This window comes from Sinomonas soli, assembly GCF_054782415.1.
On the sequence record NZ_BAAGSN010000003.1, the window covers coordinates 117,979 to 138,771 of the forward strand.

20 protein-coding genes are annotated in these 20,793 nt (G+C 71.2%); 18 read left to right on the forward strand and 2 right to left on the reverse strand.

What is annotated here, in order from left to right; translation table 11 throughout:
• Positions 1–56: 56 nt before the first annotated feature.
• From prfA to ACYVKZ_RS01790, 18 genes are all read left to right on the forward strand, one after another.
• Complete coding sequence (gene prfA / locus ACYVKZ_RS01705; protein WP_460990297.1) at positions 57–1,130, forward strand: peptide chain release factor 1; 1,074 nt, start codon at positions 57–59, stop codon at positions 1,128–1,130.
• Entirely contained in the window at positions 1,127–2,125 is a 999-nt protein-coding gene (locus ACYVKZ_RS01710; protein ID WP_460990298.1) for a N5-glutamine methyltransferase family protein, read from the forward strand. Before prfA ends, ACYVKZ_RS01710 begins: the two co-directional genes overlap by 4 nt.
• 43 nt (positions 2,126–2,168) lie before the next feature.
• Positions 2,169–3,038, forward strand: a complete 870-nt coding sequence (locus tag ACYVKZ_RS01715; protein WP_460990299.1) for an L-threonylcarbamoyladenylate synthase — start codon at positions 2,169–2,171, stop codon at positions 3,036–3,038.
• Positions 3,035–4,879: a glycosyltransferase gene (locus ACYVKZ_RS01720; protein WP_460990300.1), complete on the forward strand. Its 1,845-nt coding sequence runs from the start codon at positions 3,035–3,037 to the stop codon at positions 4,877–4,879. The genes ACYVKZ_RS01715 and ACYVKZ_RS01720 overlap by 4 nt, the downstream gene beginning before the upstream one ends.
• A 94-nt stretch (positions 4,880–4,973) precedes the next feature.
• Entirely contained in the window at positions 4,974–6,833 is a 1,860-nt protein-coding gene (locus tag ACYVKZ_RS01725; RefSeq protein ID WP_307003786.1) for a polysaccharide biosynthesis protein, read from the forward strand.
• Positions 6,830–7,831: an MraY family glycosyltransferase gene (locus ACYVKZ_RS01730; protein ID WP_460990301.1), complete on the forward strand. Its 1,002-nt coding sequence runs from the start codon at positions 6,830–6,832 to the stop codon at positions 7,829–7,831. Before ACYVKZ_RS01725 ends, ACYVKZ_RS01730 begins: the two co-directional genes overlap by 4 nt.
• Positions 7,832–7,958: 127 nt before the next feature.
• Positions 7,959–8,471, forward strand: a complete 513-nt coding sequence (locus ACYVKZ_RS01735) for a hypothetical protein (RefSeq protein ID WP_460990302.1) — start codon at positions 7,959–7,961, stop codon at positions 8,469–8,471.
• Positions 8,464–8,754 (forward strand): AtpZ/AtpI family protein, encoded by a 291-nt coding sequence (locus ACYVKZ_RS01740; protein WP_460990303.1) that lies wholly within the window; start codon positions 8,464–8,466, stop codon positions 8,752–8,754. Before ACYVKZ_RS01735 ends, ACYVKZ_RS01740 begins: the two co-directional genes overlap by 8 nt.
• 88 nt (positions 8,755–8,842) lie before the next feature.
• Positions 8,843–9,643 carry a F0F1 ATP synthase subunit A gene (atpB, locus tag ACYVKZ_RS01745; RefSeq protein WP_460990304.1) on the forward strand — a complete coding sequence of 267 codons (801 nt, stop codon included), beginning with the start codon at positions 8,843–8,845 and terminating at the stop codon, positions 9,641–9,643.
• Between the two features lie 68 nt (positions 9,644–9,711).
• Positions 9,712–9,915, forward strand: a complete 204-nt coding sequence (gene atpE, locus ACYVKZ_RS01750; protein WP_066498570.1) for an ATP synthase F0 subunit C — start codon at positions 9,712–9,714, stop codon at positions 9,913–9,915.
• Positions 9,916–9,968: 53 nt separating this feature from the next.
• Positions 9,969–10,520 carry a F0F1 ATP synthase subunit B gene (locus tag ACYVKZ_RS01755; protein ID WP_460990305.1) on the forward strand — a complete coding sequence of 184 codons (552 nt, stop codon included), beginning with the start codon at positions 9,969–9,971 and terminating at the stop codon, positions 10,518–10,520.
• Complete coding sequence (locus ACYVKZ_RS01760) at positions 10,520–11,353, forward strand: F0F1 ATP synthase subunit delta (RefSeq protein WP_460990306.1); 834 nt, start codon at positions 10,520–10,522, stop codon at positions 11,351–11,353. Before ACYVKZ_RS01755 ends, ACYVKZ_RS01760 begins: the two co-directional genes overlap by 1 nt.
• 87 nt (positions 11,354–11,440) lie before the next feature.
• Positions 11,441–13,078, forward strand: coding sequence for a F0F1 ATP synthase subunit alpha (atpA, locus tag ACYVKZ_RS01765; RefSeq protein ID WP_460990307.1), 1,638 nt, complete (start codon positions 11,441–11,443; stop codon positions 13,076–13,078).
• 77 nt (positions 13,079–13,155) lie between these two features.
• The gene (locus ACYVKZ_RS01770) at positions 13,156–14,046 is read left to right on the forward strand and encodes a F0F1 ATP synthase subunit gamma (protein ID WP_460990308.1); all 891 of its coding nucleotides are present in this window, start codon (positions 13,156–13,158) and stop codon (positions 14,044–14,046) included.
• A gap of 67 nt (positions 14,047–14,113) precedes the next feature.
• Entirely contained in the window at positions 14,114–15,565 is a 1,452-nt protein-coding gene (gene atpD / locus ACYVKZ_RS01775) for a F0F1 ATP synthase subunit beta (RefSeq protein ID WP_460990309.1), read from the forward strand.
• Position 15,566: 1 nt separating this feature from the next.
• Positions 15,567–15,848, forward strand: coding sequence for a F0F1 ATP synthase subunit epsilon (locus ACYVKZ_RS01780; RefSeq protein WP_066498545.1), 282 nt, complete (start codon positions 15,567–15,569; stop codon positions 15,846–15,848).
• A 10-nt stretch (positions 15,849–15,858) separates the two neighbouring features.
• Positions 15,859–16,290, forward strand: a complete 432-nt coding sequence (locus tag ACYVKZ_RS01785; RefSeq protein ID WP_460990310.1) for a DUF2550 domain-containing protein — start codon at positions 15,859–15,861, stop codon at positions 16,288–16,290.
• Positions 16,291–16,372: 82 nt separating this feature from the next.
• Positions 16,373–18,880, forward strand: coding sequence for a bifunctional lysylphosphatidylglycerol flippase/synthetase MprF (locus ACYVKZ_RS01790; protein ID WP_460990311.1), 2,508 nt, complete (start codon positions 16,373–16,375; stop codon positions 18,878–18,880).
• A gap of 110 nt (positions 18,881–18,990) precedes the next feature.
• On the opposite strand, the gene ACYVKZ_RS01795 is transcribed toward ACYVKZ_RS01790, so the two are convergent.
• The gene (locus ACYVKZ_RS01795; RefSeq protein ID WP_066498529.1) at positions 18,991–19,194 is read right to left on the reverse strand and encodes a cold-shock protein; all 204 of its coding nucleotides are present in this window, start codon (positions 19,192–19,194) and stop codon (positions 18,991–18,993) included.
• A gap of 303 nt (positions 19,195–19,497) precedes the next feature.
• On the reverse strand, positions 19,498–20,745 hold the full coding sequence (locus ACYVKZ_RS01800) for an N-acetylglucosamine-6-phosphate deacetylase (RefSeq protein WP_460990312.1): 1,248 nt from the start codon (positions 20,743–20,745) through the stop codon (positions 19,498–19,500).
• Positions 20,746–20,793: the final 48 nt, after the last annotated feature.

The following is a 20,793-nucleotide window of genomic DNA, read 5'->3' on the forward strand; positions in this document are numbered from 1 at the left end:
GTGAGCCGGTACCGGCTCACCCCTTCCTCCTGCACCGTCCCCAGAAAGGCCCTCACATGTTCGAGTCCGTGCAAGGACTGCTGGACGAGCACGCCGAGATCCAGAAGCAGCTCAGCGACCCCGCGGTCTACCAGGACCAGGCGCAGGCGCGGAAGCTCGGGCGGCGATCCGCCCAGCTCAACGGCATCGTCGAGGCCTACAACCGCTGGAAGCAGCTCGGCGACGACCTCGAGGCGGCCGAGGAGATGGCCGAGGAGGATCCCGAGTTCGCGGCCGAGGTCCCGGTCCTCAAGGAGGGGCACGAGAACGCCCAGGAGAAGCTGCGCCGGCTCCTCATCCCGCGGGACCCCAACGACGCCCGCAACGTGATCCTCGAGATCAAGGGCGGCGAGGGCGGCGACGAGGCAGCGCTCTTCGCCGCCGACCTCACCCGCATGTACACGCGCTACGCCGAGTCGAAGGGCTGGAAGACCGAGGTGCTCTCCTCGACCGAGTCCGACCTCGGCGGGTACAAGGACATCCAGATCGCAGTCAAGGGCAGCTCGAGCGACCCGGCTGAGGGCGTGTTCGCCCACCTCAAGTACGAGGGCGGCGTGCACCGCGTCCAGCGCGTGCCCGTCACCGAGTCGCAGGGCCGCATCCACACCTCCGCCGCCGGCGTCCTCGTCTTCCCCGAGGTGGACGAGCCCGAGGAGATCGAGATCGGCGCCAACGACCTCAAGATCGACGTCTACCGTTCCTCGGGTCCCGGCGGACAGAGTGTCAACACGACGGACTCGGCCGTGCGCATCACCCACCTTCCCACGGGCATCGTGGTGGCGATGCAGAACGAGAAGTCCCAGCTGCAGAACCGCGAGGCCGCCATGCGCGTGCTCCGCTCCCGCCTGCTCGCGCACCAGCAGGAGCAGATCGACGCCGAGAACGCCGAGGCGCGCAAGTCCCAGGTGCGCACCATGGACCGCTCCGAGCGCATCCGCACCTACAACTACCCCGAGAACCGCATCGCGGACCACCGCACCGGGTACAAGGCGTACAACCTCGACGCGGTCATGGACGGGGACATCGGCCCGGTCATCCAGTCCTGCATCGACATGGACGAGCAGCACCGGCTCGAGGCGCTCGGCGAATGACCGACGGGGTCGGCCGCGGGCCCGGCGGGGGAGCGCAGCCGGAGGCCGAGGGCGACCTCGGCGCCGCGCTGCGGCGCGCAGCCGCGATCCTGGCCGAGGCCGGCGTGCCGAGCCCGCGCGTCGACGCGGAGCTCCTCGCAGAGCACCTGCTCGCCCATGCGCCCGCGGGGGACCTGCTGGGCGGCGGGGGCCTGGGGCGCCTGCGGGCGCTTGCGATTGCCGGCCATCCCGTCCCTGACGGCTTCTGGGACCTCGTCGCGGAGCGCGCCCGGCGCGTGCCGCTGCAGCACCTCACGGGCAGGGCACCCTTCCGCCACCTCACGCTCGCCGTGGGGCCCGGCGTGTTCGTCCCCCGGCCCGAGACCGAGGGCGTGGTCCAGGTGGCCCTGGACTGGATCGCGGAGCACTTCCCGGCCGCGCTCGCTCCCGCCCCGGGGGACGCGCCCGACGCGGAGGGGCCGGCCCGCACGGGCCGGCGCCCCGTCGTCGTCGACCTCGGCACGGGGTCGGGGGCGATCGCCGCGTCCGTGGCGCACGAGGTGCCCGGCGCCGCGGTCCACGCGGTGGAGCTGTCGGAGCTCGCGCACGCGTGGGCGGCGCGGAACCTCGCGCTGCCCGAGGTGGGCGGCCGCGTCCGGCTCGTGCGCGGCGACCTGCGCACGGCACTGCCGGAGCTGGACGGCGCCGTGGACGTGGTGGTGACCAACCCGCCGTACATCCCGCCGGGCATGGTCCCGCGGGACCCGGAGGCGGCCCTGCACGACCCCGAGATGGCCCTCTACGGGGGAGCCGACGGCGGCCTCGAGCTTCCGCTGGCCGCTGCGGCCACGGCCGCGCGGCTCCTCGTCCCCGGCGGGTTCCTGGTCATGGAGCACGCCGAGGTGCAGGCCGGGCGCATCGCCGGACGGCTGGCCTCGAGCCCGCACTGGACCGCGGTGCGCTCGCACAACGACCTCAACGGCCTCCCGCGCGCCACGAGCGCCGTGCGCCGGTGAGGCCCGGACAGGGCACGGCAGAGCCCGTGGAAGAATGGTCGCCGTGACGACCGCGACCTACAACTGCACCGATCCCCAGCAGCGCGCCGAGGGCCTCGCCCATGCCCAGCGCGCGATCGCCCAGAAGCAGTGCATCGTGATGCCGACGGACACGGTCTACGGCATCGCCGCCGACGCCTTCTCGGCCCAGGCCGTCGCCACGCTCCTGGCCGCCAAGGGCCGCGGCCGCTCGATGCCCCCGCCCGTGCTGATCCCGAGGCTGCAGACCATGGACGGCCTCGCCACGGACGTGCCGGCCGCCGGCCGCGCCCTCGCCGAGAAGTTCTGGCCCGGGCCCCTCACGCTCATCTTCCACGCGCAGCCCTCGCTGACCTGGGACCTGGGGGAGACCAAGGGCACGGTGGCCCTGCGCATCCCCGACGACGAGCTCGCCCAGGCGCTCCTGACCATCACCGGCCCGCTCGCCGTCTCGAGCGCGAACCGCACCGGCCACGCGGCGGCCCAGACCGCCGCGGAGGCCCGGGACCAGCTCGCCGAGAGCGTGGAGGTCTACCTCGAGGAGGGCTTCCGCCCGACCGGCGGGGACGGGGCCGGCTCCGCGGGACTGCCCTCGACCATCATCGACTGCACGGGGGAGCACCTGCGCATCGTGCGCCAGGGCGCGCTCAGCCTCGAAGCGATCCGCGAGGTCGCCCCCGACGTGCTGGGCCTCGGCGAGGAGCCCGTGGCCGAGGAGCCCGTGGCTGAGGCGGCACCTGCGGAGGCCCCGGCCGAGGAGCCGCCGGCTGAGGCGGCACCTGCGGACGCCCCTCAGGACCTCCCGGCGGAGGCCTCGGCCGAGGAGGCCCCGGCGGGGGAGACTGCCGCCAAGGCCCCGGGGACCGGCGAGCAGGCAGAGCTCCCGCCCGCATGAGCGCCACGGAATCCGCCCCTGCACCCTTTGAGGCCGGGACCGCGGAGGCGCCCCCGCGCGTCGTCGCCGTCGTCGTGAGCTTCAACCGCCGCGAGCTGCTCGCGCGCACCCTCGCGGGCCTCGCGTCCGGGAGCATGCTGCCCGCGGCGGTGGTGGTCGTGGACAACGCCTCGACGGACGGCTCGGCCGAGTTCGTCCGCACGCTCGAGACGCCGCTGGCGATCGACCTCGTGGAGCTCGGCACCAACGTGGGCGGCGCCGGCGGCTTCACCGTCGGGATCGAGCGGGCCGTGCTCGACCACGGCGCGGACCTCGTCTGGGTCATGGACGACGACACCGAGCCGCACGCCGACACCCTCGCCGCGGCCGTCGACGCGTGGACGCGGTACGCGCAGGCACCCGAGCACCGCCCCACCGTGCTCGCCAGCCACGTGGTCTGGTCCGACGGTCGCGAGCATCCCATGAACTCCATGCGCAAGCGGCTCGGCGTGACCGCCGCCCAGCGCCGCCGCGCCGCAGCCGTCGGGGCCCGCCCGATCCGCAGCGCCTCCTTCGTCTCGTGCTTCCTCGCCGGCGACGCGGTGCGGGCGCTCGGCCTGCCCGTCGCGGACTACTTCCTCTGGGGCGACGACTTCGAGTACACGACGCGGCTCGCCCGCTTCCATGACGCGATCCAGGTCCCGGGCTCCGTGGTCACCCACCACACCAAGAAGTTCGGCACCACCGACGTTGACCCCGGCCCCCGGTTCTACTACGAGGTCCGCAACCGGTTCTGGCTCTACGGCCGCACGCATTCGCTCGCTCCCTGGGAGCGGCTCGCGTACACGTACGCGACCGCGCGGATCTGGGCAAGGACCTTCGCCAAGTCCTCCGACCGCCGGCTCCTCGCGGGGTGCCTCGCCCGGGGCATGCGGGACGCCCTCCGCGCGCCGCGCAGCAACGCAGAGGTCCTCGCGGGCATCTACCCGCTCCGCCCCGTGCCGGAGCTCCCGCCCGCGGCGCCGCTGCCGGCGGGCGAGCCCTTCAGCCTCCTGCTGCCGGTGTACGACGGCGACACCGCCGGCCGCTTCCGCCGCGCGCTCGCCTCGAGCACCGCCGAGCAGGAGCGCCCGCCGGCGGAGGTTGTCATCGTCCGCGACGGGCCGGTGCACGCCGAGCTCCAGGCCGCGCTCGACGACGCGCAGGCCATCGCCGGGCCGGCGACCGCCGTCAGGGTGCTGGCGCTGCCGGCCAACGTCGGCATCACCGCGGCCCTCGACCTCGGTCTGGCCGCCTGCAGCCACGCCGTCGTCGCCCGGGCCGACGCGGACGACATCTCGCTGCCGCGGCGGTTCGCCGCCCAGCTTCCCGTCATCGAGGCCGGCGCCGACCTGGTGGGCAGCGCCATGGAGGAGATCGGCGACGACGAGGCGGCAGTCCTCGCCACGCGATCGGTCCCGACCTCTCCGCCGCAGATCCGCGCGGCCGCCCGCGCCCGGAACCCGATCTCGCACCCCACAGTGGTCTTCAGGCGCGCCGCCGCGGAGGCGGTGGGCGGGTACCAGTCGGTGCCGGCCGCCGAGGACTACTGGCTGTGGGCGCGGATGATCGCGGCGGGGGCGGCGGTGCGCAACCTCGCCGAACCGCTCGTGCGCTACCGCGTCTCGGGCGGAGCCTACGAGCGGCGCGGCGGCCTGCGGGTGCTCGCGAACGACGTCGCCACCCAGGACCAGCTCCTCGCGGGCGGCTTCATCACGCGGGCCGACTGGCTGCGCAACGTGGGCATCCGGGCGGTGTACCGCTTCCTGCCCACGTCGGTGCGCGCCGGGCGGTACCGCCGCATGGTCGCGCCGCGCAGCTGAGCCTGAACGTGCCGTCCGGCGCGGCAGAGTATCTTGGACACGCACGCGGGGCACACGCCGGACGCCCCCACGGAAGAGAGTCACTGAAACGCGCATGAGCTTCTCCGCACCAACGCCGGAGGCCCCGAGGCCGGTGCTGTGGCGCTGGATCCAGTTCGTCCTGGATGCCGGAGCATGGACGCTGGCCATCCTCGTCGCCGTCGTCCTCCGCTACGAGCTCACTGAGCAGACCCTCACCCCCAACGGTGTCGCGGCCTTCAGCCTGCTCGCGATCCTGTGCCAGGCGGTCGTCGGCTTCAGCATGGCCCTGTACCAGGGCCGCTACAGCTTCGGCTCGTTCGAGGAGGCCAGGCTCCTGGTCTCGGTCACGCTCATCGTGGCGACGATCCTCGTGCTCCTGAGCACGTTCCTCGGCTTCAGCCTCCAGATTCCGCGCAGCACCGGCGTCATCGCGTTCCCGTTCGCCGCATTGTTCATGGCGGCGAGCCGCTACGCGAAGCGCATGTGGGTCGAGAGTCGGCAGAAGCCCGGCGAGAACGCCCAGCAGGCCCTCGTCTACGGTGCTGGCTTCCTCGGCTCGAACCTCGTCACCCGCATGATGCAGGACCCGAAGTCGCCGTACTACCCGGCCGGCTTCGTGGACGACGACCCCGCGAAGAAGCACCTGCGGGTCTCCTCGGTCCAGGTGCTCGGCACCGGCGAGGATCTGCCCGACCTCATCCGCCGCACGCGGTCGACGGCGCTCATCCTCGCCTTCGCCGCCGCCGATGCGGCGTTCATCCGCGGGGTCTCGGACCGCGTGGCGGGGCTCGGGGTGAAGGTGCTCGTGCTCCCGCCGCTGAAGGACATGCTCGGCGGCGGCGCGCACAGCGTCACCGACTTCCGCGAGGTCGCCGTCGAGGACCTCATCGGCCGCCGGCCCGTGGACATCAAGGTCGAGGAGATCGCCGGGTACATCACGGGCAAGCGCGTCCTCGTCACCGGCGCGGGCGGATCGATCGGCTCCGAGCTCTGCCGCCAGATCCACCCCTTCGCCCCGGCCGAGCTCATCATGGTCGACCACGACGAGACAGCACTCCAGGCCACCCAGATCTCCCTCACCGGCCGGGGCCTGCTCGACGGCCGGGACACCGTGCTCGTGAGCATCCGCGACGCCGACGGGCTCACCCGCGTCTTCCGCGACCGGCGGCCCGAGGTGGTCTTCCACGCCGCCGCGCTCAAGCACGCGCCCCTGCTCCAGCAGTACCCCGCCGAGGCCTGGAAGACCAACGTCGTCGGCACCCTCAACGTCCTGCGGGCGGCCGAGGCCGTCGGGGTCGAGGCCTTCGTGAACGTCTCCACCGACAAGGCCGCGGCGCCCACCACCGTCCTCGGGCACTCCAAGCGGATGGCGGAGCGCCTCACGGCGTGGATGGCGGGGCGCACCGGCCGGCGCTACGTCTCGGTCCGCTTCGGCAACGTCATGGGCTCGCGCGGCTCGATGCTGCCGCTCTTCTCCGAGCAGATCCGCACCGGGGGCCCCGTCACTGTCACCCACCCCGAGGTCACCCGGTTCTTCATGACGATCCCCGAGGCCTGCCAGCTCGTGATCCAGGCCGGCGCGATCGGCAGCGGGGGAGAGGTGCTCATCCTGGACATGGGCGAGCCGGTCCGCATCCTCGACGTCGCCGAGCGCATGATCGCGATGTCCGGCAAGGACATCGACGTCGTGTTCACCGGGCTGCGTCCGGCCGAGAAGCTGCACGAGGACCTCGTGGACCCGGACGTCGCCGACGTGCGCCCCCTCCACCCCAAGATCTCCCACGCCACCTCGTCCGGCATCGCCCCGGACCGGCTCGACTACGACCGCTGGCTCGCCGAGTGCGCCCGCACCGAGGAGGCGATGATCGAGGCCCAGGTGCAGGAGGAGACCGAGCTCTCGCACGAGGCCGTTCCGGGGTCGGGGGCGGCGTGATCGCGGTCGCCGCGGCGCTGGCGTTCGCTGTCAGCGCGGCGCTGCCCGTCCTCGCCCGGCCGGTGCTGACCCGCCTCGGCGTCATCGATGTCCCGGGGGAGCGGTCCTCCCACACCCGCCCCACCGTGCGGGGGCTGGGGCTGACCGTCGGCATCGGCCTCCTCGCGGGCTGGGCCGTCGCCTTCGGCGCGGGCCTCGCGGACGACGGCGCCGGGCTGGCCGCGTGCGTCGTGGCTGGCACCGTCGCGGCCGCCGCCGTGGGGTGGGCGGAGGACCTGCGGGGCCTGCGCATCGCGAGCCGGGCCGGCCTCCAGCTTGCGGTCGGCTTCGCGGGCACCCTGGCCATCATCCTCGTCACGGGCAAGGGCCTGTGGTGGCTCCCGCTCGGCATGGTCGCCGTGGCGGCCTACATCAACGTGGCCAACTTCATGGACGGCATCAACGGGATCTCGGGGCTGCACGCCGTCGCCGTGGGCGTCCTCTACGCCGCGGCGGGCGCGGCCACCGGCCACGGCTGGCTCGTCGTCGCCGGCGTGCTGCTCGCGGCCGCCTTCGCGGGCTTCCTGCCGTGGAACGTCCTGCGCGGGTCGATGTTCATGGGCGACGTCGGCAGCTACCTCCTCGGCGCCGGGATCTCGTTCACCGCGGTGGCCGCGTTCCTGGCCCAGCTCCCGCTCGAGTACGTCTTCTCGCCCGTGCTCGTCTACCTCGCGGACACCTTCGCGACCCTCGTGCGGCGGACGCTGCAGGGCAAGCGCTGGTACGCCTCGCACCGGGAACACGTGTACCAGCGGCTCACGGACAACGGGCTGGGGCACCTCGAGGTCGCGCTCCTGGTCACGGCGGCCTCCGTCCTGACCGGCCTCGCCGGCTTCTACGCGGCGACCGCGTCCTCGGGTGGGGTGTTTGCCGCGCAGGTTGTGACCGCCGCTGTCCTCGTGGCCTACCTGACGTCCCCGTCCTGGCTGCGCGCCCGCCGCGCGCGCCGGACCCCCTGACGGCGCACGCCCCCGTCCCGCCGGGGGGCGGCACGACCCTCTTCTATCCTGTGTAGAATAGTGGAGCACCCACCCCCGCCGGCCTCCTGGCAGCAGGCCGCCGACGAATTGGCATGAAATGGACCCCATGACGCACCGGCACGGCTTCTTCGGCCGTTCCCGCGTCGGCCGATCCGATCCGGGACGCACCCCGTGGCTCGGCCTCGCCGGCGCCTGCACGGTGGCGTCCGCGGCGGCGGCGGTCCTGCTCGCGGCTGCGGCCCTGGCCTTCACCGGCCCTCCGGCCGCCGCCAGTGTGGCCTTCGCGGCCGTGATCGTGATCGCCTTCTTCGCCCTGAGCCTCCTCGCGGGACATCTTGTGGGGCGGCGGAACCCCTCGGGGGCCATCGGGGTGTTCGCCGTGGTCTACGTGCTCAAGATCGTCGGCTTCGCCGGCATCCTGCTCTGGATCGGCACCCCGGCCTGGATCTCGCGGCCCTGGTTCGGCGCCGCCGGAATTGCCAGTGTCGTCGTCTGGCAGGCCGCCGAGCTCTACGGCTTCAGCAGGCTCCGCCTGCAGATCTTCAACGACGCCCCGGCCCCCGGCGACGCGGGCGGCGACGCCGCGCCGTCGTCCGGGAAGGAGGGTCCCCATGCGTGAGGACACCCCCGGCCGGCCGGTCCCCGCGGAGCCCGAGGGCGACGGCGGCTACAACTCCGGAATGGCGGTCTTCAGCTACGTGATTGGCGGGATCGTTGTCTGGAGTTTGATAGGGTGGGGGCTGGACAATCTCCTGAAAACGCGCTGGTTCGTGCTCGCTGGCGCTCTGGTGGGGATTGCCGGCGGCATCTACCTGACCATGAAGCATGGGCTCTTCACGCACCGAACGGGCCCCGCTGAGCCTCGGGATCCAGGCGATGACGCCGAGGCGGACCGTCGCTGATGGAGCACCCGAAAAATTTCACATGTGGGGGTCGAAGCCACTCGCCCCAGCATCTGCCCGACGATGGACACTGCAGAGAGGAATCGCGTTGACCCCGCTCACGCTTCCGGCCGAAGACTCCGGCGCCTTCACCCCGCCCACCCTCGAGGACATGCACCTCCCGGCCATCTTCCCCTGGGGCGCGCACGAGGGCTTCTCGAAGCAGATGCTCATGGTCCTGCTTTCCGTCGTCTTCATCGCCTGGTTCTTCATCGCAGCCTCCCGCAAGGGCCAGCTGGTCCCCGGCAAGCTCCAGTTCGCCGGCGAGTACCTCTACGGGTTCGTGCGCAACTCGATCGGCAAGGACATCATCGGCGGCAAGGACTTCATGAAGTTCGTGCCCCTGCTCTTCTCGCTGTTCTTCTTCATCCTGGTGAACAACATCTACGGCGCCATCCCGTTCTTCCAGCTGCCGACGATGTCCCACGTCGGCGGCGCGTACTTCCTCGCGGCGCTGGTCTACGTGACCTGGATCGGCGTCGGCCTGAAGAAGTTCGGCCCGCGGTTCCTCAAGCTCACCGTGGTCCCGGCAGGCGTTCCGTGGTACATCCTCCCGATCGTCGTCCCGATCGAGATCATCTCGAACTTCATCGTCCGCCCGATGACGCACAGCCTCCGTCTCTTCGCGACCATGCTCGCGGGCCACCTCGTGGTCGCGCTCGCGGGGTCCGGCATCGCGTTCCTCATCGCGCAGGAGAGCGTCCTGCTCAAGGGCACCTCGCTCCTCGTCCTCGTCGGCGCGACCGCGATGTACATGCTCGAGGCGCTGATCATGGTGCTTCAGGCGTACGTCTTCACACTTCTGACCGCCATCTACATCCAGGGCGCGCTCCACGCGGACGCCCACTGAGACTTCCCCTCCACAGGGGATGAACCGATCACTCAACCCGCCCTCCAGGGCAGCCTGAAAGGAACACAATGACCGGCAACCTCAACCTCGTCGGCTACGGTCTCTCCGCCATCGGCGGTGCCATCGGCGTGGGTCTCGTCTTTGCGGCCTACATCAACGGCGTGGCCCGCCAGCCGGAGGCGCAGCGCGTGCTCCAGCCGATCGCCTTCCTCGGCCTTGCGCTCACCGAGGCGCTCGCGATCCTCGGCCTCGTGTTCGCCTTCGTTCTCTGACCCAGAACACGGCACACACAGCCAGAACCGAGTAGATAGGAGGGGTGCAACACATGCATCAGTTCATTGTTAGCGCCGCCACCGAGGGCGCCCAGAGCCCGCTCATGCCGAGCTGGTGGGAGATCCTGGTCGTTGCCGTCGGCTTCGCCGTCCTGCTCTTCATCGTGGTCAAGTTCGTCGTCCCGGCGTTCGAGAAGACGTTCGCGGAGCGGGCCGAGGCCATCGAGGGGGGCATCGCCAAGGCAGAGAAGGCCCAGGCGGAGGCGTCCGCAGCCCTCGAGGAGTACAAGCAGCAGCTCACCGACGCCCGCACCGAGGCCAACCGCATCCGCGAGGAGGCCCGCTCCGAGGGCGCCCAGATCCTCGCCGAGCTCAAGGAGAAGGCTGCCGCCGAGGCCGCCCGCATCACTGAGCAGGCGCATGTCCAGATCGAGGCCGAGCGCCAGCAGGCTGTTGCGTCGCTCCGCTCCGAGGTGGGCACCCTGGCCACGACCCTGGCCGGCCGGATCGTCGGCGAGTCCCTCGACGACGATGCGCGCGCTGCCCGAGTGGTGGACCGCTTCCTCGACGAGCTGGAGTCCCAGAACGCAGGTGCGGCGAAGTAATGGCAGGAGCATCGAGCGAATCGCTGGCCGCCGCACTGGCGGACCTGGAGACCACGCTGCCCACGGCCTCGCTGTCGCTGGCGCGGGAGCTCTTCGGCATCCTCGCCGTCCTCGACGGCTCCGCCGGGCTTCGCCGCGCGCTGACCGATCCGTCCCGTGAGGGCGCGGAGAAGTCGGCCCTCGTGCACAGCCTGCTGGACGGCAAGGCCTCGGGCGAGGCCGTCGAGATCACGGCCAAGCTCGCCGCCTCGCGGTGGGCCGGAGCGCGCGACATCAGCGATGCGCTCGAGACCGTCGCCTCGACCGTGGCATGCGCCGTGGCCGAGCAGGGCGCAGGGACGGCGAGCGGGCTCAGCGGGCTGGAGAAGCTCCAGAACGACCTGTTCGCGTTCAACAGCACCGTCGAGGGCAGCCACGAGCTCCAGGCTGCACTGACCGAGCAGCAGGCCTCCCCGGAGGCCCGGCGCACCCTCGCCCTGCGGCTCGTGCCGCGGGCGTCCGAGGAGGCCCGGCTGCTGATCGACCAGGCGGTGACCGCCCCGCGCGGCGCCAAGCCGACGGCCCTCGTGGAGAAGTTCGCGTCCCTCGCCGCGGCGCGCCAGAAGCGCTGGATCGCCGACGTCGCCGTCGCGCGTCCCCTCACCCAGGCGCAGCTGCAGCGGCTCCAGGACGGGCTCAACTCCCTCTACGGGCGCGAGCTGAAGATCAACACGACCGTGGAACCGTCGCTGGTCGGCGGCCTCCGCGTGACGGTCGGCGACGAGGTGCTCGATGCCTCGACGGTGACGCGGCTCGGTGAGCTGCGCCGTCAGCTGGCCGCCCAGGCACGCTGAGGCATCAGCACACTCCGTACAAGACAATCCGGTCATCGCAGCAGTACCGCTTTCGATGACCACGAGATCAAGAGAGCAGGACTGAAGATGGCCGAATTGACCATCAATGCCGACGACGTCCGCAGCGCGCTGAACGACTTCGCGGCTTCCTACCAGCCCGGCACGGCTGAGCGCGTCGAGGTCGGCCGCGTCACGAGCGCCGGCGACGGCATCGCCCGGGTCGAGGGCCTTCCCTCGGTCATGGCGAACGAGCTCCTCCGCTTCGAGGACGGCACCCTGGGCCTGGCCCAGAACCTCGACGTCCGCGAGATCGGCGTCATCGTCCTCGGCGACTTCGGCGGCATCGAGGAGGGCCAGGAGGTGCACCGCACCGGCCAGATCCTCTCCGTGCCGGTCGGCGACGCCTTCCTCGGCCGCGTGGTGGACCCGCTCGGCGCGCCCATCGACGACCTGGGCCCGATCGCCGCGGAGGGAACCCGCGCGCTCGAGCTCCAGGCGCCCGGCGTCACCCAGCGCAAGTCGGTCCACGAGCCGATGCAGACCGGCCTCAAGGCCATCGACGCGATGATCCCGATCGGGCGCGGCCAGCGCCAGCTCATCATCGGCGACCGCCAGACCGGCAAGACCGCCATCGCGGTGGACACGATCATCAACCAGAAGGCCAACTGGGCCTCGGGCGATGCCACCAAGCAGGTCCGCTGCATCTACGTCGCAATCGGCCAGAAGGCCTCCACGATCGCGGCCGTGCGCCAGACCCTCGAGGACCACGGCGCCCTCGAGTACACGACGATCGTGGCCTCCCCGGCGTCCGATCCGGCGGGCTTCAAGTACCTCGCCCCCTACGCCGGCTCGGCCATCGGCCAGCACTGGATGTACGGCGGCAAGCACGTCCTCATCATCTTCGATGATCTCTCGAAGCAGGCCGAGGCGTACCGCGCCGTCTCCCTCCTCCTGCGCCGCCCGCCGGGCCGCGAGGCGTACCCCGGCGACGTGTTCTACCTGCACTCCCGTCTGCTCGAGCGCTGTGCGAAGCTCTCGGACGAGCTCGGCGCGGGCTCGATGACCGGCCTGCCGATCATCGAGACGAAGGCGAACGACGTCTCGGCGTACATCCCGACCAACGTCATCTCCATCACCGACGGGCAGATCTTCCTGCAGTCCGACCTCTTCAACGCCAACCAGCGCCCCGCGGTCGACGTCGGCATCTCGGTCTCCCGCGTCGGCGGCGCCGCGCAGGTGAAGTCGATGAAGTCGGTCTCCGGCACGCTCAAGCTGGACCTCGCCCAGTACCGCGACATGCAGGCGTTCGCGATGTTCGCGTCCGACCTCGACGCGGCGTCCCGCCAGCAGCTGACCCGTGGCGCCCGCCTCATGGAGCTGCTCAAGCAGGGCCAGTACTCGCCGTTCCCGGTCGAGGAGCAGGTCGTGTCCATCTGGGCCGGCACGCGCGGCTACCTGGACGACGTCCCCGTCGAGGACGTGCGCCGCTTCGAGGCGGACTTCCTCGACTACCTCAAGCGCAAGACGTCGATCCTGACGACGCTGGCCCAGACGGGCAAGCTCGAGGACGACACCGTCGAGGCTCTCAAGACCGCCGTCACGGAGTTCAAGAAGGGCTTCTTCGGCGAGGGCGACAGCCTGCTGGTCGGCGCCGGGCACGAGGAGCACGATGCTCTTGCCGAGGGCGACGTCAACCAGGAAAAGATCGTCAAGCAGAAGCGCTGATTCCCTGCAGCTGATCGGCCGGGCCCGGGCCCACGGTTCCGGCCCGGCCGGTCGGCGAGGGTGAGGAAAGGACAAGAATGGGAGCCCAGATCCGGGTCTACCGCCAGAAGATTGCCTCGACGTCGTCGATGCGCAAGATGTTCAAGGCGATGGAGCTGATTGCTACCTCCCGCATCGGCAAGGCGCGCGCCCGTGTGGCCGCATCCCTGCCGTACGCGAATGCCATTACCCGCGCCGTTTCTGCAGTCTCCTCTTCGTCCGAGATCGACCACCCGCTGACCACCGAGCCCACCCAGGTGCGGCGCGCGGCAGTGCTGGTCCTCACGGCAGACCGAGGCCAGGCCGGCGCCTACTCGGCCAGCATCATGAAGCGGGCCGAGTCCCTCGCCGAGCTCCTCCGCTCCGAGGGCAAGGAGATCGCCACCTACCTGGTGGGCCGCAAGGGCCAGGCCTACTTCGACTTCCGCAACCGCCCCTACGAGCGGGTGTGGAGCGGCAACACGGACAACCCCGAGTTCGCGACGGCCAAGGAGATCAGCCGCGTGCTGCTCGACGCCTTCGCGACCGCCTACGAGGACGGCGGGGTCGACGAGATCCACGTCGTCTACACCCAGTTCAAGTCGATGGTGGTGCAGGAGCCCACGGTGATCCGGCTGCTTCCCCTCGAGGTCGTCGAGGAGGAGGCGAAGGACGCGAAGGAGATCCTGCCCCTCTACGAGTACGAGCCCGAGCCCGAGCAGGTGCTCGACGCGCTGCTGCCGCGGTACATCGAGTCGCGGATCTTCGCGGCGATGCTCCAGGCCGCGGCGAGCGAGCTCGCCTCGCGCCAGCGGGCCATGAAGAACGCCGGCGACAACGCGACCGAGCTGATCAAGAAGTACACGCGCCTGCGCAACACCGCCCGCCAGGCGGAGATCACGCAGGAGCTCACGGAGATCATCGCCGGCGCCGACGCCCTCAACGCGTGAGCCCCCGGGCGCGCTCGTACACACCACCTAGACTGAATACACGCCATCTACTGAAGAAGTGAGAGAGATGACTGCCACTGCCTCTGAAGCGGTTGCGACCGCTGGCGCGACGGGCCGCATTGCCCGCGTGATCGGGCCGGTTGTCGACGTCGAGTTCCCGGCCGACGCGATCCCGGAGATCTACAACGCGCTGACGACCACGATCACGCTCGGCGACCACACCCGCGAGATCACGTTCGAGACTGCCCAGCACCTCGGCGACAACCTCGTCCGCGCGATCTCCCTGCAGGCCACCGACGGCCTCGTGCGCGGCACCAAGGTCGTCGACACCGGCGCCCCGATCTCGGTCCCCGTCGGCGACGGCGTCAAGGGCCACATCTTCAACGTGCTCGGCAAGCCGCTCGACGTCGCCGAGTCGGAGATCCAGGCGGCCGACCGCTGGCCCATCCACCGCAAGGCGCCCTCGTTCGCCCAGCTCGAGGGCTCGACCGAGATGCTCGAGACCGGCATCAAGGTCATCGACCTGCTCACCCCGTACATCAAGGGCGGCAAGATCGGCCTGTTCGGCGGCGCCGGCGTGGGCAAGACGGTGCTCATCCAGGAGATGATCACCCGTGTGGCCCGCAACTTCGGCGGCACCTCCGTGTTCGCCGGCGTGGGCGAGCGCACCCGCGAGGGCAACGACCTCTGGGTCGAGATGGACGAGGCGGGGGTCCTCAAGGACACCGCGCTCGTGTTCGGCCAGATGGACGAGCCGCCGGGCACGCGCCTGCGCGTCGCGCTCTCGGCCCTGACCATGGCGGAGTACTTCCGCGATGTCCAGAACCAGGACGTGCTGCTCTTCATCGACAACATCTTCCGCTTCACCCAGGCCGGCTCGGAGGTGTCGACCCTGCTGGGCCGCATGCCGTCCGCCGTGGGCTACCAGCCGAACCTGGCCGACGAGATGGGCCTCCTCCAGGAGCGCATCACCTCGACGCGCGGGCACTCGATCACGTCGATGCAGGCCATCTACGTTCCGGCCGACGACTACACCGACCCGGCCCCGGCGACGACGTTCGCGCACCTCGACGCCACGACCGAGCTCTCGCGTGAGATCGCCTCGCGCGGCCTCTACCCGGCCGTCGACCCGCTCACGTCGACCTCGCGCATCCTCGACCCGCAGTACATCGGGAAGGACCACTACGACACCGCGGTGCGGGTCAAGCAGATCCTCCAGAAGAACAAGGAGCTGCAGGACATCATCGCGATCCTCGGTGTCGACGAGCTGTCCGAAGAGGACAAGATCGTCGTGGCCCGTGCGCGCCGCATCCAGCAGTTCCTCTCGCAGAACACCTACACCGCGAAGCAGTTCACCGGTGTGGAGGGCTCGACCGTCTCGATCAAGGACACGATCGAGGGCTTCAAGGCCATCTGCGACGGCGAGCTGGACCACATCGCCGAGCAGGCGTTCTTCAACGTCGGCGGCCTCGACGACGTCGAGCGCAACTGGGCGAAGATCCAGGATCAGACCAAGTAGCATGGCTGAGCTCGAGGTCGAGATCGTCGCGGCGGACCACTTCGTGTGGTCCGGCCCGGCGAAGATGGTCAAGGCCCGCACGGCGGACGGCGAGATCGGGATCCTCCCCGGCCACACGCCCGTCCTGGCGATCATGCACGCGGGCGACATTGTGATCGAGCCGGTCTCCGGCTCGCGGATCACGGCGACGGTGGACGGCGGGTTCTTCTCCGTCGATTCCGACCGGGTCGTGATCGTCGCCGACAACGCCCAGATCGGCGAATCGGCCGCGGGGACTCGTTAGCCAGACCTCGATGGACGACTCCGCCATTCCGTTCATCGTCCTGGCAGTGGTCTTCGTTCTCCTCGCAGCCCTGCTCTGTGCCCTCGGGGTGCGCCGCGTCGTCCTGCGGCGCACCCTGGGCACGGTTGATGCCTCCATCTCCATGGCCTCAGGGCCATGGCGGATGGGGGTATGCCGTTATCAGGACACCGAGCTCGAATGGTTCAACCTCCTCTCCCTCAGCCCCCGCGCGCGGCACCGGTTCACCCGCAGCTCGCTGGAGCTGCTCGGACGCCGCTCGCCCACCGAGGCCGAGCGGACCAGGGTGCAGGCCGACGTCGTAATCGTCGAGCTGCAGTACCAGGGCGCGAGCGTCCGCTTCGCCATGGACTTCAACGCCTACGCCGGCCTCGCCTCGTGGCTCGAGGCCGGGCCCGTCATCGGCATCGGGACGTGGCGCTGAGCTCCGGGGCCTCCTCCCGCGAGATGATGGCACCATCGATGCCCGCCGGGCTCGAGCTGTCCGTGTCCCGATGGAGGCTGCGGTGAACGGAGTCGGCAGGGCCGCGCGCGCCGCGCGCGCCGCCGTCCGCGGCGCCCGCCGCATCCCCTTCACCCTCTCGGTCATCGCGGTCCTGTGGATCGCGGGGATTGCCACGGGCAGCATCCTCTCCGGGCCGCCCCCGGCGGTGCTCGACGTGGTGGGCGGCGACCTCGGATCCCTCCGCTCCGGCCAGTGGTGGGGCGCCGTGACGTCGATCTTCTTCGTCACGAACCCCGTGGCCTATCTCGCCGCCACCGCGGTGGTGGGCACCCTCGTCGCCGTGGCCGAGACGGCCTACGGCTCCCTCCGGGCCGCGGCCCTGTTCTTCCTCGGCGACTTCGCCTCGGTCACCGTGTTCTTCGCGGTCACCCAGCTGGCCCGGATCGGCGGCGACGGGTGGCTCGGGTCCATGGTCGGCGATCCCGTGCTCGGGCCCTACCCCGCGGCCGTCTTCACCGCCATGGCGGCTGCCCCGGCGCTCGGCGTGCTCTGGCGCCGCCGCCTCCGCACCGCCGTGGTCGGCATCGCCGCCATGCTCACCCTCTACGTGGGCCACTCCGAGACCGTGCTCGGCCTCATCGGCGCCCTCCTCGGCATCGCCGCCTCCTGGTGGTCCTCCGGATGGCGCCACGACTCGCACCTCGCCCTGCCGTCGGTGCGCGAGCGGCGCAACATCGTGGTCGTCGTCGTCACCCTCGCGGCGGTGGGGCCGGTCCTCACCGCCCTGACCCGGAGCCCCTCCGGGCCCCTCGCCCTCGTCCGCGATATGGTCCTGAACCCCATGCCCGTCTTCGCCCAGCTCGAGCAGGACTGCGGCGGGATGGTCGACACGGCCTGCCTCCAGGCTGCACAGCCGGCCTTCCTCTCGCCCGAGGGGTACGTGACCTCGCTCGTTCCGATGGCCATCCTCCTCATCTGCGCGGAGGGCCTGCGGCGCGGCCGGAAGGTCGCGCTGCGCCTCGCGATCGCGGTCCAGCTGGCCGTCGGGACGCTCGCGGTGGGCTACCTCGCCCTGTTCCTCAGGATGCCGCCGACGTCCCGTGCGCCGCGGTTCACCGTGTTGGCCTCGGGGTTCGTGCACCTGCTCCCCATCGCCCTGACCGCGGTGGCCCTCGTGGCGATCCTGTGGACCAACCGCGGCCTCTTCCCGGTGGAGACGGAGCGGGGCATGCGCAGGCGCCTCGGTGCCGTCGGCGGGGCGGTCGCCGGCGCCCTCCTCGCCGCCTACACGCTCCTGTGGTGGCAGGGCGGGGGACTGGGGCGGCGGGAGTCAGCCTGGGGGCTCCTCGTCGAACTCGTCCGCCAGTACCTGCCCTCGCCCATCCCGAGCAGCTACGCTGCGCTGTTCCGGAACCGGAGCGGGGCGGAGCTGTGGCTCTTCACGCACAGCGGCCTGATCCTGTGGCTCGTCGCGCTCGTCCTGGCGGCCGTCGTCGTGCTCCGCGGGCGGCAGTCGGTGGGAGCCAGGGACGACAGCCTCCAGCTCGCCCGCAGCCTCGTGCGGCGGGGCGGCGGATCCCTGTCGTGGATGACCCTGTGGCCGCCCAACCGCTTCTGGTTCGACGAGCACGAGACCGCGGGGCTGGCCTTCCAGCTGCACGGCCGGGTGGCGCTCTCGGTGGGCGGGCCGATCGGGGTCCCGGGCCGCGGCGCGGAGGCCGTCACGGAGTTCATCGCGCACTGCGCGCGCACGGCCCTCGTGCCGTGCTTCTACTCGCTGTCCGCCGACCTGTGGCCGGTGCTCCAGGCGCGCGGGTTCCACCGGGTCGAGGTCGCCCAGGAGACCCGGCTGAAGGTCCGGGAGCTCGAGTTCGTCGGCAAGGAGTGGCAGAACGTCCGGACCGCGGTGAACCGCGCCGCGAAGCTGGGCGTGGGCGCCGTCTGGACGAGGTACCACCTCCTCAGTCCCGCGCAGCGCCAGCAGCTCAGCGCGCTCTCCGAGGAATGGTCGGCGCAGAAGGCGCTGCCGGCCATGGGATTCACCCTGGGGGGCCTCGACGAGCTCGACGACCCGGAGGTGCTCGTGTGCCTCGCGGTCGACGCCGAGGGCAGGATCCACGGCGTGACGAGCTGGCTGCCGGTGTACGAGGAGTCGCGGATCGTCGGATGGACGCTCGACTTCATGCGTCGCGGCCCGGGGGCGTTCCCCGGCGTGATGGAGTTCCTCATTGCCTCGGCCGTGACAGAGCTGAGGAGCGGCGTCGAGTGGATCTCGCTGTCCGGGTCTCCTCTGGCCGCGGACCCCGCGGGGGAGCGCGCCGAAGTCGACGCGGGGGACGAGCTCCTCTCGAGGCTGCTCAACGCCGTGGGCCAGGCGCTCGAGCCGGTCTACGGCTTCCGCTCGCTCGCGAAGTTCAAGTCGAGGTTCCAGCCCGAGTACCACGCCCTGTACATGTACTATCAGGACCCGCTGCAGCTTCCCGCCATCGGCCAGGCGCTCGCCCAGGCCTACCTTCCCGGCCTCACCATGCGCCACCGCATGCGTATCCTGCGGCAGATGGTCACCTAATCCGGCATGGGCGATGAATATTAACAGCCGCGGTCAGTAATCGGTCAAGAAAAAGGAGGGGTTCCGAGTCCGGAACCCCTCCCGCGCGTCACGCGCCGGTGCGCAGCTGCTCAGATGGCGCTGACACCGGTGGCCTGCGGGCCTTTGGCCCCCTGGCCGATCTCGAACTCGACGCGCTGATTCTCCTCCAGCGTGCGGAAGCCATTCGCCTTGATCTCCGAATAGTGGACGAAGACGTCCGATTCGGCGTTATCCGGGGTAATGAAGCCGAACCCCTTCTCGGCGTTGAACCACTTGACGGTCCCCTGTGCCATGTCCTGCGTTCTCCTGTGTATTGCAACGAGACGCCGGCACTTGTGTGCCGGCCGGGTTACTCCGCGGGGAGTCCGGTGTGGGCCGGGAAACTCCACGCTCGCAACGGTCTTGCGAGCCTGCATTGCATGGAAAACACTGCTATCTACATCAAGACTGGCTCTAGCCAATCATGCCGCGCATTCACGGTCAACGGCATACGCCGATTCGGGCGCGACGGCGGGGAGAAATTCAGGAGAACGGACGGAAAACGCACCGCAGTCGGCCTGTGGCGGGCCATGAATGGCGAATTCGGCCGCCCAGCGTCAGCGCCGGGAGGTGAGCAGGGTTCCCGCGCGGACCACGGCGGCCAGGCCGAGGTCGGCGTCCGTGGCCACGATGTCCGCCCGCAGGCCGCGGCGCAGGCTGCCGAACTCGTCCGAGCGGCCGAGGACGGCGGCGGGCACCGCCGTCGCCGAGAGCACGGCGTCCGGGAGCGGCACCCCGGCGGCCGCGGTGCGCGCCACGACCTCGAGCAGGGTGGCCGTCCCCCCGGCGATCGATCCGTCCGCATCGAGGGTTGCGACGCCGCTGGCCACGGTCACGGGGGACGGGCCGAGCATGTAGGACCCGTCGCTGAGCCCTGCGGCAGCCATGGAGTCGGTGACGAGGGCGACGTTGGCCGAGCCGACGAGCGCGAACACGGTGCGGACGGTCGCGGCGGCGAGATGGACGCCGTCGGCCACGAGCTCGACGACCGCCGCCCCGGCGGCGGCGGCGCGGAGGCAGGCCCCGACAGGCCCCGGGGAACGGTGGTGCAGCGGCGGCATGGCGTTGAAGAGGTGTGTGACGGTGGGCACGCCCTCGGCCCCGTCGAACCCCGCGGCGGTGAGCCCGTCCCGCGCCTGCTCGAGCGAGGCCTCCGCCGTGGCGTCGTCGCAGGCCGTGTGCCCGAGCGAGGGGGTGACGCCGTGCGCCGTGAGGAGGTCGACGACGTCGGACGCCCCCGGCAGCTCGGGCGCGTAGGTCATGGTGGCGAGCGAGCCCTCGGACGCCTCGATCAGCTCCATCGTGAAGTCGACGTCCGGCTCGAGCAGGAAGTCCGGGTTCTGGGCGCCGCAGCGTGCGTGCGAGAGGAACGGCCCCTCCGCGTGGATGCCCGCCACGAGGCCCTCGTCGTCGAGCTGCGAGAAGAGCCCCACCCCGCGGAGCAGGTCCTCGCGGGAGGCCGTCACGAGGCTCGCGAGGAGCGTGGTCGTGCCGTGGCGGTGGAGGAACGCGACCGCTCGCCGGGCCTGCTCCTCGTCCGCGCTCGGGAAGTCGACGCCGCCGGCGCCGTGGCAGTGCAGGTCGACGAGCCCGGGGAGCAGCAGCGCCCCGTCCGGGAGGGGCACGGGCTCCCCGCCGAACTCGGCCGCGTCGAAGTCCGCGGCCGGGCCGGCGTACTCGATGCGGTCGTCCTCGACGGCGACCAGGCCGTCCTCGAGGACGGCGCCGTCGCTCACGATCCGCCCCCTCAGGGTGAGCCGGGTCGGGGCGGTGGGATCCGGGGCAGCGGACTCGGCGGTCGTCATGCCACTACCTTAGGCGAGTGCCGCCGCGATGCGCCCGCCCCGGCGCGG

Coding starts and splice junctions, on each gene's coding strand:
- prfA (WP_460990297.1), top strand. CDS start 57: ATGTTCGAGTCCGTGCAAGGACTGCTGGACGAGCACGCCGAGATCCAG.
- ACYVKZ_RS01710 (WP_460990298.1), top strand. CDS start 1,127: ATGACCGACGGGGTCGGCCGCGGGCCCGGCGGGGGAGCGCAGCCGGAG.
- ACYVKZ_RS01720 (WP_460990300.1), top strand. CDS start 3,035: ATGAGCGCCACGGAATCCGCCCCTGCACCCTTTGAGGCCGGGACCGCG.
- ACYVKZ_RS01725 (WP_307003786.1), top strand. CDS start 4,974: ATGAGCTTCTCCGCACCAACGCCGGAGGCCCCGAGGCCGGTGCTGTGG.
- ACYVKZ_RS01735 (WP_460990302.1), top strand. CDS start 7,959: ATGACGCACCGGCACGGCTTCTTCGGCCGTTCCCGCGTCGGCCGATCC.
- ACYVKZ_RS01740 (WP_460990303.1), top strand. CDS start 8,464: ATGCGTGAGGACACCCCCGGCCGGCCGGTCCCCGCGGAGCCCGAGGGC.
- atpE (WP_066498570.1), top strand. CDS start 9,712: ATGACCGGCAACCTCAACCTCGTCGGCTACGGTCTCTCCGCCATCGGC.
- ACYVKZ_RS01755 (WP_460990305.1), top strand. CDS start 9,969: ATGCATCAGTTCATTGTTAGCGCCGCCACCGAGGGCGCCCAGAGCCCG.
- ACYVKZ_RS01760 (WP_460990306.1), top strand. CDS start 10,520: ATGGCAGGAGCATCGAGCGAATCGCTGGCCGCCGCACTGGCGGACCTG.
- atpA (WP_460990307.1), top strand. CDS start 11,441: ATGGCCGAATTGACCATCAATGCCGACGACGTCCGCAGCGCGCTGAAC.
- ACYVKZ_RS01770 (WP_460990308.1), top strand. CDS start 13,156: ATGGGAGCCCAGATCCGGGTCTACCGCCAGAAGATTGCCTCGACGTCG.
- atpD (WP_460990309.1), top strand. CDS start 14,114: ATGACTGCCACTGCCTCTGAAGCGGTTGCGACCGCTGGCGCGACGGGC.
- ACYVKZ_RS01780 (WP_066498545.1), top strand. CDS start 15,567: ATGGCTGAGCTCGAGGTCGAGATCGTCGCGGCGGACCACTTCGTGTGG.
- ACYVKZ_RS01785 (WP_460990310.1), top strand. CDS start 15,859: ATGGACGACTCCGCCATTCCGTTCATCGTCCTGGCAGTGGTCTTCGTT.
- ACYVKZ_RS01795 (WP_066498529.1), bottom strand. CDS start 19,194: ATGGCACAGGGGACCGTCAAGTGGTTCAACGCCGAGAAGGGGTTCGGC.
- ACYVKZ_RS01800 (WP_460990312.1), bottom strand. CDS start 20,745: ATGACGACCGCCGAGTCCGCTGCCCCGGATCCCACCGCCCCGACCCGG.